This window comes from Shewanella sp. 1180_01, from assembly GCF_052850535.1.
In genome coordinates, this window is record NZ_VXCT01000016.1 from 1 (window position 1) to 18446 (window position 18446).

The 18446-nt window shown below is 46.8% G+C and carries 25 protein-coding genes and 2 pseudogenes; 14 read left to right on the forward strand and 13 right to left on the reverse strand.

All coding sequences use genetic code 11. The features are described 5' to 3' along the window. The 6 genes and pseudogenes from FW758_RS10625 to FW758_RS10650 form a co-directional block, all read right to left on the reverse strand. A pseudogene (locus FW758_RS10625) lies at window positions 1-177 on the reverse strand (replication protein P); the annotation flags it as partial. Beyond that, window positions 174-1031 carry a helix-turn-helix domain-containing protein gene (locus FW758_RS10630; RefSeq protein WP_446445359.1) on the reverse strand — a complete coding sequence of 286 codons (858 nt, stop codon included), beginning with the start codon at window positions 1029-1031 and terminating at the stop codon, window positions 174-176. The gene FW758_RS10630 and the pseudogene FW758_RS10625, both read right to left, overlap by 4 nt. A 144-nt stretch (window positions 1032-1175) precedes the next feature. Further along, a complete protein-coding gene (locus tag FW758_RS10635; protein ID WP_446445360.1) occupies window positions 1176-1922 on the reverse strand; it encodes a hypothetical protein in 747 nt (248 codons plus the stop codon). A gap of 150 nt (window positions 1923-2072) precedes the next feature. Next, entirely contained in the window at window positions 2073-2399 is a 327-nt protein-coding gene (locus FW758_RS10640) for a hypothetical protein (protein WP_310802978.1), read from the reverse strand. Between the two features lie 5 nt (window positions 2400-2404). Further along, entirely contained in the window at window positions 2405-3028 is a 624-nt protein-coding gene (locus FW758_RS10645) for a hypothetical protein (protein ID WP_446445361.1), read from the reverse strand. A 31-nt stretch (window positions 3029-3059) separates the two neighbouring features. Further along, window positions 3060-3350 (reverse strand): helix-turn-helix domain-containing protein, encoded by a 291-nt coding sequence (locus FW758_RS10650; RefSeq protein WP_173243297.1) that lies wholly within the window; start codon window positions 3348-3350, stop codon window positions 3060-3062. 112 nt (window positions 3351-3462) lie between these two features. Here FW758_RS10650 and FW758_RS10655 point away from each other — a divergent pair, with 112 nt between their 5' ends. Further along, window positions 3463-4128: a LexA family protein gene (locus FW758_RS10655; RefSeq protein WP_173243294.1), complete on the forward strand. Its 666-nt coding sequence runs from the start codon at window positions 3463-3465 to the stop codon at window positions 4126-4128. A gap of 5 nt (window positions 4129-4133) precedes the next feature. On the opposite strand, the pseudogene FW758_RS10660 reads toward FW758_RS10655, so the two are convergent. Continuing rightward, a pseudogene (locus FW758_RS10660) lies at window positions 4134-4357 on the reverse strand (IS3 family transposase); the annotation flags it as partial. 426 nt (window positions 4358-4783) lie between these two features. Between FW758_RS10660 and FW758_RS10665 the strand changes: the two are divergent. The 12 genes from FW758_RS10665 to FW758_RS10720 all read left to right on the forward strand — a co-directional run bounded on the left by FW758_RS10665 (window position 4784) and on the right by FW758_RS10720 (window position 9371). Next, complete coding sequence (locus FW758_RS10665) at window positions 4784-5146, forward strand: hypothetical protein (protein ID WP_446445362.1); 363 nt, start codon at window positions 4784-4786, stop codon at window positions 5144-5146. Between the two features lie 117 nt (window positions 5147-5263). Next, complete coding sequence (locus FW758_RS10670) at window positions 5264-5611, forward strand: hypothetical protein (RefSeq protein WP_006082041.1); 348 nt, start codon at window positions 5264-5266, stop codon at window positions 5609-5611. Window positions 5612-5641: 30 nt separating this feature from the next. Continuing rightward, complete coding sequence (locus FW758_RS10675) at window positions 5642-6271, forward strand: hypothetical protein (RefSeq protein ID WP_446445363.1); 630 nt, start codon at window positions 5642-5644, stop codon at window positions 6269-6271. Then, a complete protein-coding gene (locus FW758_RS10680; RefSeq protein ID WP_446445364.1) occupies window positions 6268-6657 on the forward strand; it encodes a hypothetical protein in 390 nt (129 codons plus the stop codon). The genes FW758_RS10675 and FW758_RS10680 overlap by 4 nt, the downstream gene beginning before the upstream one ends. Continuing rightward, on the forward strand, window positions 6654-7304 hold the full coding sequence (locus tag FW758_RS10685; protein ID WP_446445365.1) for a hypothetical protein: 651 nt from the start codon (window positions 6654-6656) through the stop codon (window positions 7302-7304). Before FW758_RS10680 ends, FW758_RS10685 begins: the two co-directional genes overlap by 4 nt. Continuing rightward, window positions 7301-7594, forward strand: a complete 294-nt coding sequence (locus FW758_RS10690; RefSeq protein ID WP_446445366.1) for a hypothetical protein — start codon at window positions 7301-7303, stop codon at window positions 7592-7594. Before FW758_RS10685 ends, FW758_RS10690 begins: the two co-directional genes overlap by 4 nt. Next, window positions 7595-7873 carry a hypothetical protein gene (locus FW758_RS10695; RefSeq protein ID WP_446445367.1) on the forward strand — a complete coding sequence of 93 codons (279 nt, stop codon included), beginning with the start codon at window positions 7595-7597 and terminating at the stop codon, window positions 7871-7873. Continuing rightward, entirely contained in the window at window positions 7870-8100 is a 231-nt protein-coding gene (locus FW758_RS10700) for a hypothetical protein (protein WP_259565146.1), read from the forward strand. Before FW758_RS10695 ends, FW758_RS10700 begins: the two co-directional genes overlap by 4 nt. Further along, window positions 8097-8705 (forward strand): hypothetical protein, encoded by a 609-nt coding sequence (locus tag FW758_RS10705; RefSeq protein WP_446445368.1) that lies wholly within the window; start codon window positions 8097-8099, stop codon window positions 8703-8705. The genes FW758_RS10700 and FW758_RS10705 overlap by 4 nt, the downstream gene beginning before the upstream one ends. After that, the gene (locus tag FW758_RS10710; RefSeq protein ID WP_432335809.1) at window positions 8702-9022 is read left to right on the forward strand and encodes a hypothetical protein; all 321 of its coding nucleotides are present in this window, start codon (window positions 8702-8704) and stop codon (window positions 9020-9022) included. The genes FW758_RS10705 and FW758_RS10710 overlap by 4 nt, the downstream gene beginning before the upstream one ends. Further along, window positions 9019-9144, forward strand: coding sequence for a hypothetical protein (locus FW758_RS10715; protein ID WP_446445369.1), 126 nt, complete (start codon window positions 9019-9021; stop codon window positions 9142-9144). The genes FW758_RS10710 and FW758_RS10715 overlap by 4 nt, the downstream gene beginning before the upstream one ends. Beyond that, the gene (locus tag FW758_RS10720; RefSeq protein WP_446445370.1) at window positions 9141-9371 is read left to right on the forward strand and encodes a hypothetical protein; all 231 of its coding nucleotides are present in this window, start codon (window positions 9141-9143) and stop codon (window positions 9369-9371) included. The genes FW758_RS10715 and FW758_RS10720 overlap by 4 nt, the downstream gene beginning before the upstream one ends. A 2-nt stretch (window positions 9372-9373) precedes the next feature. On the opposite strand, the gene FW758_RS10725 is transcribed toward FW758_RS10720, so the two are convergent. The 3 genes from FW758_RS10725 to pnp all read right to left on the reverse strand — a co-directional run bounded on the left by FW758_RS10725 (window position 9374) and on the right by pnp (window position 14136). Then, on the reverse strand, window positions 9374-10579 hold the full coding sequence (locus tag FW758_RS10725; protein WP_173243273.1) for a tyrosine-type recombinase/integrase: 1206 nt from the start codon (window positions 10577-10579) through the stop codon (window positions 9374-9376). A gap of 360 nt (window positions 10580-10939) precedes the next feature. Beyond that, window positions 10940-11842: a lipoprotein NlpI gene (nlpI, locus tag FW758_RS10730; protein ID WP_006086937.1), complete on the reverse strand. Its 903-nt coding sequence runs from the start codon at window positions 11840-11842 to the stop codon at window positions 10940-10942. A gap of 191 nt (window positions 11843-12033) precedes the next feature. Continuing rightward, entirely contained in the window at window positions 12034-14136 is a 2103-nt protein-coding gene (gene pnp, locus FW758_RS10735) for a polyribonucleotide nucleotidyltransferase (RefSeq protein ID WP_446445371.1), read from the reverse strand. Between the two features lie 195 nt (window positions 14137-14331). Between pnp and FW758_RS10740 the strand changes: the two genes are divergently transcribed. Continuing rightward, window positions 14332-16386, forward strand: a complete 2055-nt coding sequence (locus tag FW758_RS10740) for an EAL domain-containing protein (protein WP_446445372.1) — start codon at window positions 14332-14334, stop codon at window positions 16384-16386. A 168-nt stretch (window positions 16387-16554) separates the two neighbouring features. Here FW758_RS10740 and rpsO read toward each other — a convergent pair whose 3' ends face one another. The 3 genes from rpsO to rbfA form a co-directional block, all read right to left on the reverse strand. Beyond that, complete coding sequence (gene rpsO / locus FW758_RS10745; RefSeq protein WP_006082713.1) at window positions 16555-16824, reverse strand: 30S ribosomal protein S15; 270 nt, start codon at window positions 16822-16824, stop codon at window positions 16555-16557. Window positions 16825-16972: 148 nt separating this feature from the next. After that, window positions 16973-17938 (reverse strand): tRNA pseudouridine(55) synthase TruB, encoded by a 966-nt coding sequence (gene truB / locus FW758_RS10750; protein ID WP_446445373.1) that lies wholly within the window; start codon window positions 17936-17938, stop codon window positions 16973-16975. Continuing rightward, window positions 17938-18396 (reverse strand): 30S ribosome-binding factor RbfA, encoded by a 459-nt coding sequence (gene rbfA / locus FW758_RS10755; protein ID WP_014620813.1) that lies wholly within the window; start codon window positions 18394-18396, stop codon window positions 17938-17940. Before rbfA ends, truB begins: the two co-directional genes overlap by 1 nt. Window positions 18397-18446: the final 50 nt, after the last annotated feature.

Consider the following 18446-nt stretch of genomic DNA (forward strand, 5'->3'; position numbering starts at 1 on the left):
GTCCTCAGGCCGCGGTGCACTCACCGGAAACAACACCCGCAACTTGCTAAACACACTGTCCACTATCGCCATGTCCATTGCCGTGGGTTCGGGTTGACTCACACGCCCCTGCCCAACCAGCGGCTGGCGGATTAAGGTCTGCAGTGATTTCATGCTCGTATTTTGGTTAGCCGTCATATCAAAGGGTCCTCAGGGTCATACACCGCATAACTCCAATCCACTTGCCCAACCGCGGCGGCCATCGGTCTTGGCAACGGCGTTAGCCAATGGCGTTCGCGGATAAACTTGGTAATACCGAGCACAAACTGGCCGTTCGCGCTAAAGCCCCAACTCGTATCCAGCGCCGCAGCGTCCTTCAACCAGCTCACCGCCAACACGCAATCGGCATCAGTCAGCTTTTCAGCCTTCCACGCTTTCCACGCAGCCGAATCCGAGCCGCCTTTGCGATGGGCGGGATACGCTTTGAAAAACGCATTGAAAACCGACTTAGCACTCGTTGCTGGACAACTATCTTTTAAAGATTCATTGATAGGTTCAAAAGAGTGACTGATTCTGGGTGCAGCTCCTGCACCCTCAGAGGGTGAATCTCCTGCACCCATGGGTGCATTTGCTGCACCCTCAAAATTGGCTAGGGGTGAATCTGCTGCACCCCCAATATTTTCTAGGGGTGAATATGCTGCACCCTCAGTATTTTCTAAGGGTGAATTTGCTGCACCCTCAGTAAAAGTTAGGGTTTGCGCAGGTTTATCACTCAGAACACACGATGAAAAGTCCAAAATATACAGGTTGGATGTATTGCGTTTATGCTCACTCTTGCGGGTAATTTTACGCACCAGTCCGACGTCAACCAGCGCGTTAATGTGGTTAATCGCCGACCGCTCGCTTATCTCACAAGCCTGCGAAATATACTCGTAACTCGGCCAGCATTCGCCTTGGTCATTGGCGTTATCGGCAAGCTTGATCAACACCAGCTTGCGCAGTGGATTACCCACCTTGGCCTTCATTGCTTTTACCATCAATTCCATACTCATAAGTCACCCCCAAACAGAGCAACCCACAAACTCGAATTGACGCAAACCCCATGCTTCAGTAACATGATATTGCCTCACTTAGGTATTAAGCCCGCATTCGTCGCCAAAACTTCAGCGGGCTTTCTTATGTCTACAACAACGGGATCAACTGCAATGCGCCCCGTTGCCCTCCGCTCGCTCGCCTTCACTGCCAAGCAAGTAAACCCTGTGCGCCAAGTTGCTGCGCAACTGGCTAAAAAAATCACGCCGCTTAATGTGCACGTTGCGGCTTTTCGCTATTGCACTCATATCAGCCGCGCCTACATCCAATAGCGCAATAGAACGCTCCGCGCGTTGTTCTTCCATTAGCAGATAATTCATAATCCAATCAATGCTCACCGTCGGCAGCAACAACTGCTTACCACTGCCCAGCAACGCCTTATCCACTATGTCGGTCGCGATAACCGCCCAACGCTCGGGGCGACTATGCTGCAATTCATCGCAGCGCCTTAATACCTCAACCATTCGGCCCACCTGCGTTCGCCTAAACAACTCCGCCGTGGTATGCCCATGAAAACAGGCAATGTCTTTGCCCATGTTCACGCCACTTAATGCTGCCCGTTCAGAGGTTGCCGCGCTAAGCTCAAAGACATTAAGTTCCTTGGCATTAAGTTTCTTGGCGTTACGCTCAGCCACATTAGGCTCAGTGCTATTAGGCATGTTCGACTTAGCTTTAAGCGCCATCGCCTTAAGCATTAACTGCTTTGCCTGCATCATGAGTAATGTCACTTGCGCGGTTTCCATCTCGGTTAGCGCGGCCACGGCGGGCCCATCATCACGGCCAACTTGCCCATGCACCGAACACGCGGTGCCGCCCTCCAAACAACAAATTAAACATTCAGGATCAAACATCGTTTATCCTCCTCACTGCCACTTAGGTATCAAGCCCGCATTCGTCGCCAAACTTTGGCGGGCATCGGGATAACGGCGCTTTTTACGCGCCCAGTTATCACTTAACTGATTTGTGAACATGTCATTCACTCCTTCTCTTATTTCAACAAGTCATTTCAACAACTGCCACTTATGCCCATTGGCACACACGGCGCGTTTCGAGCCAGACTTGGTTTGCTTTAAAGCCAAACCGCACTGGCCACACGGCACATCAGCCACCCGCTTAAGCATCACCGCATTAATCTGTGCGCTGTGATTAGCGCGTTTAGGCCGATAACCTAACGCCCGCGCCACTTTTACATACTCTTTCGCAATCCATTTGCCATCGGGTTCTAAATGCAAACCGTCGCCGATCATGTCGCCCAAGCGGATCAACTGCTGATGCAGCTCAGGCTTAGCGCGGGCGATAACATTGATGTTAAGGTTCGATTGCGGCATCGCTATCACTTCTCGGCCGCGTATTGCGCCGCCTTACCGCCATGACTCGCTAAATACGGATACGCCAGCTCTAACGCCGCCATGCTGGCTTGCGTGGTCGCCGCCGACTCTTTTAACTCACGGTGCGCCGCCACTAACTGCTCGCGCTTGGGCTCACAGCCCAAATGGATCACCGCCACTTGCGCCTCGGCGTTCTCTTTGGTGAGCGACGCCGCCATATCGGCCACATGCAACACATGGCCATCATTCATGCGGTCGGCAATCACCGTCACCCCAGCGCAACAAAACACATCGTTGAGATACTGCACCCGCAAATGCTCAGGCAATGCCGCCACCAGTGCTTGTTCAACATGAAACAAGCGATCAGCCTGCGGATGTTGACCCTCGTACTGGCCGAGCCAACGGAACAGCTTTTGCGCATTGATCCGCGCATCGTTGTGCACGTCTTGACTGCTGGCAAAGCTAATGCCCTCCGCCGCCAGCACCTCACTCAGCCCGAGGCGCTCAACCGCCGCAACAAAATCGATTGCCAATGCAAAGCGTGTCATCTTAGGTAACTCCAACACCCGATGAATCGTTTTCATCAACAAATTCAAACGGCTATCTTTTTTACGTGAATTGGTTTTCATGTGTACTTACCTCCTTCAACCTACAGTGAACCTAAGCCACACTCGCCGACTTAGGGATATCTAAAACTGAGTTATCCTGTTTATCGTTTGATTGATTTACAGCATGTGGATCACATTCCAACGGATCAGGAAAAACATCAGAAAATGAACATGAGGAACCTAAGCGATTGAGAGCGTTTACTACTTTCCAAGCCATGTCATAGCTAGGTTTTCTATTTCCATTGGCATAGTGGTTAACAGAACCTTGTGAGATCCCAACCTCGCTAGCCAAATCATCCTGAGACCTATTAATGGCTTTCAGTATTTTTTTGATGTTTGTCATATCGACTCCGTTTTGCCTTTAACACAGATATTACACAATGAAATATTAAACAGCAAACACTTATTACAAAATGGATATTCTGAAATCAATTACAATAGGTAATAATTGCTATATGAAAATAAGTTGGATTGATCTGGTTAAAACCAGAATGAAAGAGGCTGGGGTAACTCAGTCAATGCTTGCTGAAAAGATGGGAATGTCTCAGGGTGCCATCGCTCACTGGTTAGGTGGGAAAAGAAAGCCAAGCATTGAAGACATTGCATCCATGATGAATATCGTGGGGATTCGTCACATGACTTTAGGGGCTGATGGACTGATTGATTACCCTGATTCTGTGCTAGGTAACACTGAGGAATTACCAGCGAAGATATCCTATGTAAATTCATTCCCAGTTATCAGTTATGTCCAAGCTGGCGCTTGGACTGAGGCTGTTGAATCCTGTCCAGCCTCTGCATTGGATGAATGGCAAGACACCACAGAGCGCACGAGCGAAAACTGTTTTTGGCTACGCGTTCAAGGTGACTCTATGACGACACCGACAGGCATTAGTTTTCCTGAAGGCACGCTTATTTTAATTGATGCGGAAAAAGACTATCAAAATGGCTCATTCGTTGTTGCTAAGCTAACAGATATCAACGAAGCGACCTTTAAAAAACTAGTGATAGATGCAGGGCAAAAGTTTCTACGGCCATTAAATACTGCTTATCCAACTCTGCCAATCAATGGTAACTGTAAAATAATAGGCGTCGTTGTAGACGCAAAAATGAAAATTTTTTGACTCTACTAGCAAGCACAAACCGGACACTTTAGTTGAGAGCTTTCAAGCTCTTCAGGTGACAAGGCACTGTTAGCCAAATGAAGTCGTTCCGAGTTGCAGTATTCCATGTAAAGCAGTCACATATGGCTTTATAAATTCCCTTGTTACTTACAACGTTAAAAAACCATTCGTGTTTAAAACCGTCAAAAAATCGATCAACAACAGCATTATCCCAAAAAGCACCTACATCCTCATATTGGCTCAGATATCAAATCCGTAGTCATGTGTTTGTTTATGCCCCATCCACATCACTACCACCAAATACACCCTATTTTTAGATAGTTCACGTCACCAGCTCCAAGCTTGATTAGTCAATACTCAAGATTGCCTCCCTACGTTCTTCAGTTCTATAAACGCTTCTTGTCCTATTAAAACCATCAAATACTTATCCGTTTCTTCTTCCCAATCATTACCACCTCTAAAAATATCAACGCCAATTTGTTTAGTGGAAATATGTCAAAACAAAATATTATTCCATTTTGTAATTGACACATAAATTCCATTATGTAATATTCGTTGCATCAGCGACACGCCACACTCTTTAACAATCTGGCTCATGAACGACTGATAAATCTTTCGAGATTTACTCCCAATGGGTACTACCGAGGACAAGGAAATGATTCTAGCGAAAGTTCACACCACACCTAAGCAACGCGATGAGTTTCGTCTACTGGTTGCGATACGTTTTGCCTGTTTAATGGCGTTGGCCAAGGGCCACACTGACCCAATGGATTGCCTACGAGTGCAAGCCCGCTGCGCCGAACTGGTCAAGCATTTTGCCTATCACCACCCAAGCCCAGCATTTTACCGCCAGTTCATCCGCCACACGGGCGAACTCGGGCTCAACTTCTGCCTGCGCTTCATCGAGCCCCAACAAGGTTTGTACGGCAAGGTGATGGTGTGGCGTAACGACTCGCAAGCCGTCACTAATGTGCATCCGCTGCACACGATGACAACTGCCACGCCCGTCGGCCACTAAGCAGCAGAGCCGCCGCGCACATTCACGATTTAGGCTATCTAGGCAAAGCAACCAAGGGGTGATGGTCCATATCCCTGTAACGATAACGGCGACAGTTTCACCTTGTTGGAGGCAATTATGTTTTTTGTTTACGGCGTGTCCATGACCTTAGCGAAAAATCAAGCGGCCAAAAAGTGCAGCACCTCTGTAGGCGCACACCCTAACCGCCGTCAACTGAGCCCCGATGAGTACCAAGCCAAGTTGGATGATATGGCGCAGCATTTGTTTGAAACCATGAAGCCACAACGCCTGTCGCATTCGTTATCGACGCCCGCGCTGTGCCAGCAATATATCGTGTTAGCCATGACCCAAGAAGCCCACCGCGATGTGCATATTCGCTATCACAAGCTGTCGGACAAGGTGAACCCCAAAACCAAGAAACCCATCATCAATCTGGTGGTGTTTAACGGCGAAGCCGCAGCTTAGAACTGCTGATTCAAAAGGAAGGAATAGCGTATGAACCACCCAACGAGAGCAACATTTTTAAAAGATGTGGCCGAACATCAACTCACCATTCTTAAAGATGATGGGGTGTTCCGTCACATGGTACTCAGCCAAGGCAGCTTTGAGCATCGCTTTGAGATCACCACATGGCCGCAGCATCTGTGCATCAGTGGCGATATGGGCTGTTACGTATTTTCTCGGGTGCAGGACATGTTTTGCTTCTTTCGCCAAAGCGGTGATGACTGGGGCGTGAATGCGAGTTACTGGGAAGAAAAGGTACTGGCTGAGTGTAAAACCGACGGCACTCGCGAGTTTGATGCCAAGCAAGCCGATCAACGCCTTGAGCAGTTTTTGCAGTGGTTTGTCGAAGGGCAGGACCCAACAAACGAAGAAGAAGCAGAGGCGATTAACAGCGCGACCAATGCCGTTAAGGAGTTTACCCAAAACCGCGAAAACGCCGAGTGGGATGTGGTTTACCGACTCAATAATTGGGATGAAGAAGATGCAGGCGGCATGACGTTAGATGATTTTTGGGATGGCTGGAAAGACCCCTTCACCTATCGCTTTATCTGGTGCTGTTACGCGATTGTGTTTGCCATCCGCCAGTACGATGAAGCCACCCAAAGCAAGGAGGCAGCATGAGCAACGAACATGATTTTTATGCCAAACATTACCCTTGGCTCAATGCAGATCAACGTGAGTGTTTTGATTTCCTTTGTGACATTCACAACGGCGGCAATCACATGTTTGGCAAAATCCAAGCCTGTGGTGAGCACGGGTTATCAATCAATAGCACTAGCGCGCATTACATGTCTACTTTCGACTATAGCGCCCTCACGACTGCCGTCGTTCTTGCACATGACCGCATGATCCGCTTTCAAATCGAGCCATCGGGACCACGCATGTTAAAGCTCGTTGCCCATAAACGCCATCAACGTGAGGGCCGAATGCATGAACGCCATCCCAGCATGGAAGATGCGATGAGTAATGTAAGGAAGCAATACCCATGCGACGAGGTGGCAGCATGAAACAGCGCCCTATTATTTTCAACACCGAAATGGTGCAAGCCATCCTTGATGGCCGTAAAACCCAGACGCGCAGAATGTTTAAAGCTCAGCCGCATGATGATTGGGCGCCATTTTCTAAAAATGCCGAATGGTATACGCCGACAATCATTGATAAGCGCGGATTTTATCAAGCCGCAAATGATGATGTTTTTGGGGTTAGCAGCGAAGATTGCGCGTTTATTTCACCGTTCGGCACGCTTGGTGATCAGCTGTGGGTACGTGAGGCAATGACCAAAGCACACTGGCCTGATCTGCATTATGTCTGTGGCGGATTAACGGCAGGCACGGATGATGAAGACTTTGATTATCGTGGCGCTGAATATCGCGGGTTTATTCCCTCTATCCACATGCCACGCTGGGCGGCGCGCATTCTGCTGGAAGTCACTGCAATCAGGGTTGAGCGATTGAATGAGATCTCAGCAGACGATGCCATAAAAGAGGGTTTTGATCATTCACGCTCAGCCGCGGCGAAATCGACGGGCTGGTATGAGAAGCCGCGGGCGGCATTCCTGCGCACTTGGGAGCAAATCTATCACAACGTTGATGCTAACCCGTGGGTATGGGTGGTCGAGTTCAGGGTGATCAGCACCACAGGCGGTGAAGCATGAACCACTTACTCCCGGGCTTTGAATCACAAGAGCGCGTTGCGTTATTGCTGTCGCTCACCCGCATTAGTTCGCCCGAGGTGATTGCCGCGTTAACGCTGCATTACACCAGCGCCCTGCCCGCCGAACGCGCGGCAGCTCGCCACGGTATTGAACTGTCGAACTTTATGCGCGGGCAAAAGAAGTTAGAGCAAATCGCCGCCACGGTCGAGGCCATTAAAGCCATAGACTGGGCCAAGCTGCAATCAACTCATTTGCAATCAAGCCCTTTGCAACCGAAGCAGGTGGCATAAATGACTCAATCAGCGGCGTTTCGCCATCTGTTAAATCATTATCGCAGCCATAAGTTAAGCCTGTTACTCAAGGCCACAACGGGCGACAGCATCAAAATCGCGCTGGCACTGGGCGCGTTAGATTGCCTCTACTGGCAAGCATTGGGCAACGGCTTAACCAACCTCGCCAAGGGCATTAGCCGCACCGTAGTGTATTCGTACCGATATCACTCAATGCGTCTGCCCTGCCATTCGCCAGTCAGCCAAACCAGCGACAACCAAAACAAGGAGGCGGCATGAATGCGTTCAGTACCAAAGCGGGCGTGGTCACGCTATCTAAGCCCTACTTCACCTTGATGTGCGATCAGCAACAAATCGAAGTGAAGTACACCCCCAACAATTACCACGGCTGGGGCATTTGTAAGTCTTTTAACGCCATCGAGTGCAGCGACTTCGGCCAAGCCGACGCCGAAGTATTCGCACTCAACGCAGAATCAAAACTCAGGATAAAAGGAGAAGCAGCATGAGCACACCCAAGATTAAAGCGTTTCAAGTACAAGAACATTGCGAGGGCGCCGCGTGCATTGTGTTTCATCAACATGCTGCCGCCGCTCGCCGCATAGGTGCGGGCGAACTCAATCTGACCTTTGAAGATGATATGTCAGTTACTCGCTGCCCTGAATATGACCAATACGCTGCGCAAGGCAACGTGCCTTATCAAGTGTTACTGGCCGATGGTTGGTGTTTTACCTGTTACCACTGCGGCAACCCAATTAAAGCCGAAGACGATGAAGGCAATGCCACGGACATTGAAGCGGTGATCTGCATTGGCGAGGCGTTTTATTGCAACGCGGCGTGCCATTCACAAAAGCAAGCTGACATCACGGAACACAATGCTAAGGCCGAAGCCTTTAAGCAACAGCTGTTATCACTGCGCCCTGATCTGACCTTCACGGCGTTTAACGGTGCATATCCACAACTGTATTGCACAGCGACATTTACTTTTGAGGGTGCTCAATATGGCGGCTCAGTGGCCTATGACAAGGCTGGCGAGCTTGATTGGCGAGTATCAAACACTGATTTGCCCGCATGGCAAACATACCAAGCCCAGCGCCAAGGAGAAGCAGCATGAACCCGATACAAGCAGCAACAGTTGAACGTGAAGAAGGTTATTGGACCCATCCCGATTTGCCCGAGTGGGATGAAGGTGTGACCCGCGCAGAGTGTGAAGCATGGGCTGCACGCCAAGGCGGCGAGTTTGTGGCGATTTGGTTTGAACTCGATGCGCCTGAAAACCTCATCGAGCGTTACTTTGACGAGGGCGACAACGATATCAGCGATTGGCAACCCGTTTGCGACAAGGCCGGCTCATTCTTGCTGAGTATTCACGACACCGAAGATGGCCCCGTCGCACTGTTCTTCGCACCTAAGGATAAGGAAGCGGCATGAAGCAATCTGCAGTAATCAAAGACGCTTTGCGCCAGTGGTACACCCTGCCCCGCAAACAAGCCGGCAACTGCCAACAATTTTTAAAACAACTCGCCGAGGAATTGGCAAAGGAAGGTAAATGATGATTAAGTCTACTGCTAAACCCGTAATTAAAGGCTATTGGACCACTAAGGATTTAACTGCGCGCTATAGATGTTCAAGCCGCACAATTGTTCGGTGGATGCAGCGAGAAAAACATCCTTTCCCACTACCCAGAATATTAGCCATTGGAAGTTATAACCGATGGGCAATTGATGATATAGAGGAATGGGAAGCCGCCGGAATCGATACATCACAGCATGCAGCCTAATGCTAGGCCGTGATTTTACGTAGTCTTTCAACCCATCCACTATATGCGTTAGCTTGTTCTTCTAGATATTCATAGTGGTCATAAACTTGCCATTGCCCTGGCAGTTTATGGCCCAACATGATCTCGGCGACATGCGGCTCGGTTAAAGTTGAAAAGTTTGTCCGAGCCGTTTTACGCAAATCGTGTATTGACCAGTGTTCCATTTCATAGCTCATGTTCTTCTTAAGCCATTGGATAATGTTGTATGGCAGAGAAAGCGATGAAGAACGCCCCATTGGTTGATCTGTGCCTTCATTATTAAATAAAAACTCACCGTCACCACTCAAAAGTACTGCTTCTTCAATCAACTCCTTTGTCTCTGGAATGATTGGCCTTAGCAATGGTTTTTTAGTTACCTTACCTGTTTTATGATTTTCAGGTGGTACAGTCCACACCATAGTGTTGAAGTCAAAATCTGATTTTTTGCTTAGCCTCAATTCACCATTACGGCAGCCATAGATAAGATTGAGTTTGAGAAAGATTTTATTTTTTTGTGCAATTCTGGATCCTTCTATCGCTAACCAAAACAACCGAATTTCATCATTGTTAAGTGAGCGATCACCCACATTCTTAGTTATTTGTAGGTCGCTCTTGGCGCTGATATCAACCAATACGTTTGACTTAAGTAATTGCCGCTTGACGCCCCACTTGAGTAATTGCTTTCCATTTGTGAGTAATCTATCGGCAATTGAAGGTGAGGTTTTTGCTTTGGTCTCGATAACATCAAGCCAAATATGTAGCGAGACTTTATCTGCAGGCAAGTGACCTATCTTTGGCAGAACGTGTAATTTGAAGGACCTTAAAATTTCAGCGTGACTGGTTTTATTAGCCACACAATAACTCTCATACCACTGCATGAACAACTCAGACATTGTTAGTGCTGTAGAAACAGCTTTGTGCTCAAGTTCCTTTACGGTCTTCGGGTTATTGCCTTGCTCAAGCTCTGCACGCAATCTAACGCATTCAGTTCTTGCATCCTTAAGTGACATAAGTGGGTAAGAGCCTAAGTCAACTCGGCAGGCTTTGCCAACATAGCGGTATCTGATTTGGAAAGTAATCTTACCTTTCGGAGACACCCTAACACTCAGGCCATCACGGTCTGCGCGTTCAAAAGACTTGGGGTAACTTTTAGATAAATTAGCCTTTAACCATGTGTCAGATAAGGACATTTTAAACTCACTGTGTACAAAGTTTTTAAACCGAGTGTGTACAGTCTAAATTTGTACGCAAATTTGTACAAGTTTTTGGTGTCTATAGAGAAGAGAGGACGTCATGATGTGTCTAGCGTGAAGATGGTTAACTATTGATAATTATAGCTAAATTTAATAAAAATTAACTGTTTGTCATATCGAGTCAGTAGGGGCATCTTTTGGGTGCGATATGATCGCGAAGGTGCGACGTTTATCGACCTCTACTTTATTGCCTGACATGTTAACCTATGCACTAGTATCGCTAAAAAGGCGCAAATTATAGCGCCTCAGTTCGAGCTTGGCTAGGCAAAGCCCGAGATGAGCTCGGGCTGATGAGGGTTATTTTGTGGCTTCGAGCAAACCTTTGACTTTAGCGAGCTCAATCCGCGCATATCTATGTTCAACAAAATCATAAATATTGGTCGCCAGTGCGAGGCGGAAATAGTTAGCAGCATCTTGATATTGCTTGTTTTCTATTGCCATTTTCGCCAGGTAGAAATAAGCCTCACATAAACGTTCGGCATATTCTTTTGGATGAGTTAAGCCAACTTTCGCAGCAGCAAACACCTCATCATGGCTCTTTGTTCCTAAATAATAATCAACGATAACGGTCGCCCAAGCATCATTGTCTAAATTCTTACGGTTTTCAGCTAACTGTTTTTTAGCTTCAACTGCATCATCTTTAAAATCAATCAAATACAGCCACAATGCGCGATAACCATCTTTATTATCACCAGCATAAAATGCCTGCATATCTTTAGTGGCTAAATCGTTACGGTCGCCATAGTACAAGGCAATACCGCGATTCAAATAGGCATAATCGTAATTAGGAGCGAGTTCTAATACACCATCGAACGCTTCATAGGCACTAGCGTATTCGCCTTCTTGGGTGTAATAAATCCCAAGGAAATTATAAGCATCGGCGAGATCGGGTTGCAGCTTCAGCGCTTGCATAAAATCGATGCGCGCGAGCAGTCTTAAGCCCACACTGTCGTAAATCACACCGCGATCGTAATGAAATCTGGCTCTTTGCTCATTGGTTAATTCGACCGTAGCCAAAATCTCGTTGAGCTTCGCTAACGTCACTTCCACTTTATAATCGGGCATGACAGGTGCGATAACCAATTTACCTTCAACATCATTATGGTTATCTAAAGGAGACTGGGTGGTAGCGCATCCGGCTAACAACAGACTGGCGCCCGCCAGCACAGCAACGACAGCGGTTCTAATTTTAAGACTCATCCATTTCTACCTTTTTAGATTCCCAACATACGCAGAAGAATCTTCATGATAGCAATCCCACCACAGGACTGCTATTGGGGAATTAAGATTAATACTGACTTTCTTAATGCCAAAAACAAAAAAGGAGATCATTTGATCTCCTTTTGATGCAATCACTTAGAAAGTGTGTCCAATAATAAGTCAAAGACTCATTATTCAGCAGCGGCAGTTTCTTTAGCTTGTGCTTCTTTGATTGACAGACGTACGCGGCCTTGACGATCCACTTCCATTACTTTTACAGCAACTTCTTGGTTCAGTTCAAGGTGATCAGACACGTTAGCAACACGCTCATCACTGATTTGTGAAATGTGTACTAAGCCGTCTTTACCCGGCAGAATGTTCACGAACGCACCGAAATCAACGATACGGATAACTTTACCGTTGTAGATACGACCTACTTCAACTTCTGAAGTGATTTCTTCGATACGACGGATAGCTTCTTTGGTTGCTTCGCCGTTTGAAGAAGCGATCTTCACAGTACCATCATCTTCCAGTTCAATCGTAGTGCCGGTTTCTTCAGTAAGAGCACGGATAACTGCGCCGCCTTTACCGATAACGTCACGAATTTTTTCTGGGTTAATCTTGATAACAGTGATACGTGGAGCGTGGTCAGAAATATCATCACGGTGTGAACCAATCGCTTGATCCATCACGTTCAGGATATGTACACGTGCGCCATAGGCTTGTTGCAGTGCGATATCCATGATTTCTTTAGTGATACCTTCGATCTTGATATCCATCTGCAGTGCAGTAATACCATCACGCGTACCCGCAACTTTAAAGTCCATGTCACCTAAATGATCTTCATCACCTAAGATGTCAGAAAGAACAACGAAATCATCGCCTTCTTTCACTAGACCCATAGCGATACCCGCTACAGAAGTTTTGATAGGCACACCAGCATCCATCAGTGCTAATGAAGTACCACATACTGACGCCATAGAGCTTGAACCGTTAGATTCAGTGATTTCAGATACAACGCGCACGCTGTATGGGAATTCAGCAGCTGAAGGCATAACAGCATTGATACCGCGCCATGCTAACTTACCATGACCGATTTCGCGGCGCTTAGGTGAACCCACCATGCCTGTTTCACCAACAGAGTATGGAGGGAAGTTATAGTGCAGCATGAAACGGTTAGTGCGCTCGCCCATGATGCTGTCAATCTTCTGTGCATCACGTTCAGTACCTAAAGTACAAGTCACTAACGCTTGAGTTTCGCCGCGAGTGAACAATGCGCTACCGTGAGTACGTGGCAATACGCCCGCTAACACGCTTAATGCACGGATCATGTCTGGTTCACGACCATCGATACGTGGCTCACCACGGATGATGCGACCACGAACCACTTTCTTCTCTAAGCTACCCAGCAAGTTGTCTACTTCACGTAAATCAATGCTTGGATTGCTGGCTAACAAGGCTTCTTTTGTTGCTGCTTTAACAACAGAAACTTGAGCATAACGATCTTGTTTAACTTGGATTTTATACGCATCACCTAAACCAGCTTCAGCAAGCTCTTTGATTTGGGCAACTAAATCGGCATCTTGCGTTGGTGCAGTCCAATCCCAAGTAGGTTTACCGGCTTCTGCTTTAAATTCAGCAATCGCTTTGATAACCACTTGTTGTTGATCGTGACCGTAAACAACAGAACCTAACATCACTTCTTCTGGCAATGCTTGGGCTTCTGATTCCACCATTAATACTGCACCAGCAGTACCAGCAACCACTAAGTTCAGTTGGCTGGTTGCAAGTTGCGCAACACTTGGGTTCAACACGTATTCGCCATCAATGTAACCCACACGTGCAGCCCCTAAAGGACCGCTGAATGGAATACCAGAAATAGCCAGTGCCGCAGAAGTACCAATCATAGAGATGATATCTGGCTCGATTTGTGGATCGACAGATACTACAGTAATGATAACTTGAACTTCGTTTTTGAAACCATTAGGGAAAAGAGGGCGAATTGGACGGTCGATCAGACGAGCGATTAATGTCTCATCTTCTGAAGGACGGCCTTCACGCTTAAAGAAACCACCAGGAATTTTACCTGCTGCGTAGGTTTTTTCTTGATAGTTAACAGTCAGAGGGAAAAAGTCACGACCAGCATCTGCTTCTTTTTTACCGACAACAGTGACCAACACAGTCGTGTCACCCATACTCGCTAAAACGGCTGCATCTGCTTGACGCGCTATAACACCTGTTTCCAGGGTGACTGTATGTTGACCATACTCAAAACTCTTTACAATAGGATTCACGTGACCCATTCCTTAATTAATGACCTTGAATTACGCGCGTAAGTATACTGCAAATCGGATCAATAGATAAAGAGCAGATAATGATGACAAATACGTAACTTTTCACTAAAGTGGTTAAATCAACAAAGAGTTGCGGTTTACATTGATACGGAAATTCTCGCAGATGGTGAATAATTATCATAAAGGATGCGCCCGATGACAGGCCGTTTTAAGTCACTGACGTGGAAACAAACTAACCTAGTCGTATTTACTGCCCTATTTTTTGCCATTGCCATTTTTATTGTTGAAATCGCTTTAGTCGTTGTATCAACCAAACAACAACTCACGACTACACAGCAAGAACTCCTTGATTCAGTTGAACAACCTGCAGCAAATGCCGTCTGGGCATTAGATGATAATTTAGCCCGTCAAACCTTAGAAGGTGCCATTAAGGTTGAGCATGTCGGCTCGGCAGTGATCGAGCTAGACGATGGTTCCATGTTTGTATCAGTCAGCAATAATAAAAAGAATAACTCGCAAACTTTTATCAGCTTAAGTAACAAATTATTTGATGATCTCAAGGAAATATCTCGCCCACTCTATCGGCCTTTTTATTTCGAAGGCACTCAACAACAGCAACTCATTGGCACATTAACAGTTTTCTACGACACCCAAGAGCTGACAAACACCCTTTTCTCGCAGTTAAGATTTAGTTTTTTCGCCACGCTTGCCCGCGCACTCTTATTCACCTTGGTGCTTTCAGTGGTTTTCCATCGCTTCTTAACTCAACCTATCGCGCGTATTAGTGAGGCTATAGATAAGATTGAACCAGACTCACCGGACGAAAACCTCTTACCTATGTCGAATGCGCATAAGGATGATGAACTCGGCCTAGTGACCTCAAAATTCAACCAAATTCTTATCCAATTTAGCCAAACCCAATCCAAACTGCGCAAAATGGCGACCCGAGATCCGCTAACGGGTTTACCGAACCGCACACTATTGCTCGAAACCATCGCAGTCACTATCCAACGTTCGCGTGTACACAAGCGCAGTTTTGCCTTAATGTTTATCGACTTAGATCGATTTAAGAATATTAACGATTCCCTTGGCCATGCATTGGGCGATCAATTCCTCGCCCGTATCGCCCGTATTCTTGAACGCTTCGTTGGCGATAAAGGCACAGTGTCTCGCTTAGGTGGCGATGAGTTTGTAATTTTAGCCGACACAGTACAAACCCCAGATCAAGCCGCTGATTTTGTTGATAAGTTACTGATCCAGCTTAATGTGCCAATCCAATTAAATGAGCATGCGATTCATCCTGCGGCCTCAATTGGGATATCCATTTATCCTGAAGACGGTAACAGCGCCGAAGATTTAATACGTCATGCCGACATTGCCATGTACAGCGCTAAGGCTGCTGGTTCGAATCAATGGGCCTTCTTTAAACAGCAGATGACAGAGCGCGCCGCAGTGCGTTTACGCACCGAAGCATCCTTGCATGATGCGTTAAAAAACAACGAATTTTTGCTGTATTTCCAACCTAAACTCGATCTGCAAACGGGCAAAGTGATTGCCTGTGAAGCTCTGATCCGCTGGCAAAAAGACGGCCGACTCATCAGTCCGGTTTCTTTTATTCCCGTCGCCGAAGAAACGGGGATCATCATTCCAATTGGCCGCTGGGTGATAGAACAAAGCTGCAAAGTCTTAAGGGAGTGGCAGAAGAAATATAACTATGCCATCCCGATTGCGATTAATGTCGCCTCACAGCAATTCGCCGACGCCAGTTTAGTACCCGATATCAAACAGATGGCATTGCGTTATCAAATTCAGCCTGAGCTACTGGAAATTGAAATCACTGAAACCTCGCTGATGAACGACATTGAGCTCGCCATTGCTAAGCTTGAACAACTTAAATCAGCAGGGTTTGGTATTGCCGTCGATGACTTCGGCACCGGATATTCATCACTTTCTTACCTACGCCATTTGCCCATCACCACCATGAAAATCGACCGCTGTTTCGTGTCCGATTTACCAGGGGATAGCGCAATCGCATCGACCATTCTGATGTTAGGTAAGCAGCTTAATTTGACCATTGTGGCAGAAGGGATTGAAAACGAGCAGCAATTGGATTGGTTGAAGGAGAATCAGTGTCAAGTCGGCCAAGGTTTCTATTTTAGCCAACCCCTTCCCCAAGCGGAATTTGAAGCCCTGTATATAGCAACACAGACAGCAACGATAAGCAGTCTTGATGGCTTACGTGGAGCTTAGGTTACTTTAATCAGAGTCAAGGTTTAGGCGGCGTTAGCCAGCGTAATAGGCATAACACTATCGACATGCTCAGGCCTAAATCCTACACAGTTCACGCGATCATCTACTGAATTTTAGGCAATAAAAAAGGAGGCTTAAGCCTCCTTTTTTGCGTTAGTCGACGTGAAATTAACGACGTAGACCTAACTTTTGGATCAGTGCAGTGTAACGTGCTACGTCAGTACGTTTCAGGTAAGCAGTTAACTTACGACGTGAGCTAACCATACGTAACAGACCACGACGTGAGTGATGATCGTGAATGTGCTCTTTGAAGTGAGCTTGCAAATGGTTGATTTGCGCAGTTAACAAAGCAACTTGAACTTCAGTTGAACCAGTGTCGTTTTCACAACGGCCAAAATCAGCCAAAATTTTTGCTTTTACTTCAGTACTTAGTGACATGTATATCTCCAAATAAATAATATGAATCTCTAGCCGATCACTAACTCAGCCAGAGGGCGCGCTATTCTACCCAGAAACCCACCATAGCGCAATAAAAGGTGGAGACTAATCCATGAACTAATTTATTAATTTGTTCATGGATAGCGGGCTAATCAGTTTCTGCAGGCTCGTCATGGATCACTATGAGTCGTTTTGGCGCGAGTAGGCCGTCTTCGTTCATAGTGCCAATCCCCACAAATCGGCAAATGTCACCTAAAGTGATACGCACCAGTTCATCGGTTTTCAAGTCTGCATTAACGGGGACTCGAACAGCCTGACCTTGCATTAAGTAAGGGGCGATTGCATCTGGCACATTCACCTCAGGGAAATCGGCCACAGCCGTATCCATAGGTAATAACAGCGGATCAAGTAAGACACTCGGATCTATCTGTTGTTCATGTGCTTGAGCAACAAGCGCTTCAAGTTGTTCTAAGGTAACCATTCTTGCATAGGGATATTGTGCAACTTGAGTGCGACGCAACATGATGACATGGGCGCCACAACCGAGCATTTCACCGAGATCGTCTATGATAGTGCGAATATAAGTGCCCTTAGAACAATGAATGTCTAAGGTCAGCTCATCGCCTTCAAGACCGATGAAATTAAGCTCAAATACCGTAATAGGGCGAGATTCGCGCGGCACTTCAATGCCTTCACGGGCATATTTATACAGGGGCTGGCCCTGATATTTAAGCGCGGAATACATAGAAGGCACTTGCTGAGTCTCACCACGGAAGAAATCAAGCGCGGTTAATAACTGCGCCTCAGTAAAATCAATGGCGCGGGTTTGCACCACTTCGCCATCGGAATCACTGGTATCCGTTCGCTCGCCCAGCTTTGCGGTAACTAAATAGCGTTTATCGGCATCTAACAGATGCTGGGAAAACTTAGTCCCTTCGCCTAAGCACACAGGTAACATACCTGTCGCTAACGGATCGAGTGCGCCCGTATGCCCTGCTTTGTTCGCATTAAAAAAGCGCTTTACCCTTTGCAAAGCAAAGTTAGAACTCATGCCAGTGGATTTATCCAGCAGCACTATCCCATCGATAAAACGACCTTTTGGACGACGAGCCATTAATCTTTACCTTCCGTTTCATCTGCATCATCGGCAACATCATCACCTAAGACTTCATCTTCAACCGATGCGTCTTCGCTGCCAAATTGCTGCTGCTTCGCTTTGTCTTGGTTGATCACTTGGCTAACTAAGTTAGACATGCGCATACCTTCAACGAGCGAACTATCATAGATAAAACGCAGTTCAGGCATCACACGCAGCTTCATACGGCCCGCCACTAAAGTGCGGATATAAGGAGCGGCGCTGATCAAAGCGTTTAGCTTTTCTTGAACAACGGCTTTGTCTTCCTCAAAAAAAGTCACGAAGACTTTGGCATAGCTAAGGTCACGTGAGACATCGACGTCATTCACGGTTACAAAGCCAATACGAGGATCTTTCATGTCGCGCTGTAGCACTTGAGCAAGTTCTTGCTGAAGCTGCTGAGCGATTCGACGAGTACGACTGAATTCTTTTGCCATAATATTTCTTACCATAGCTTAAATTGATAAGGGCGGCTAAAGCCGCCCTT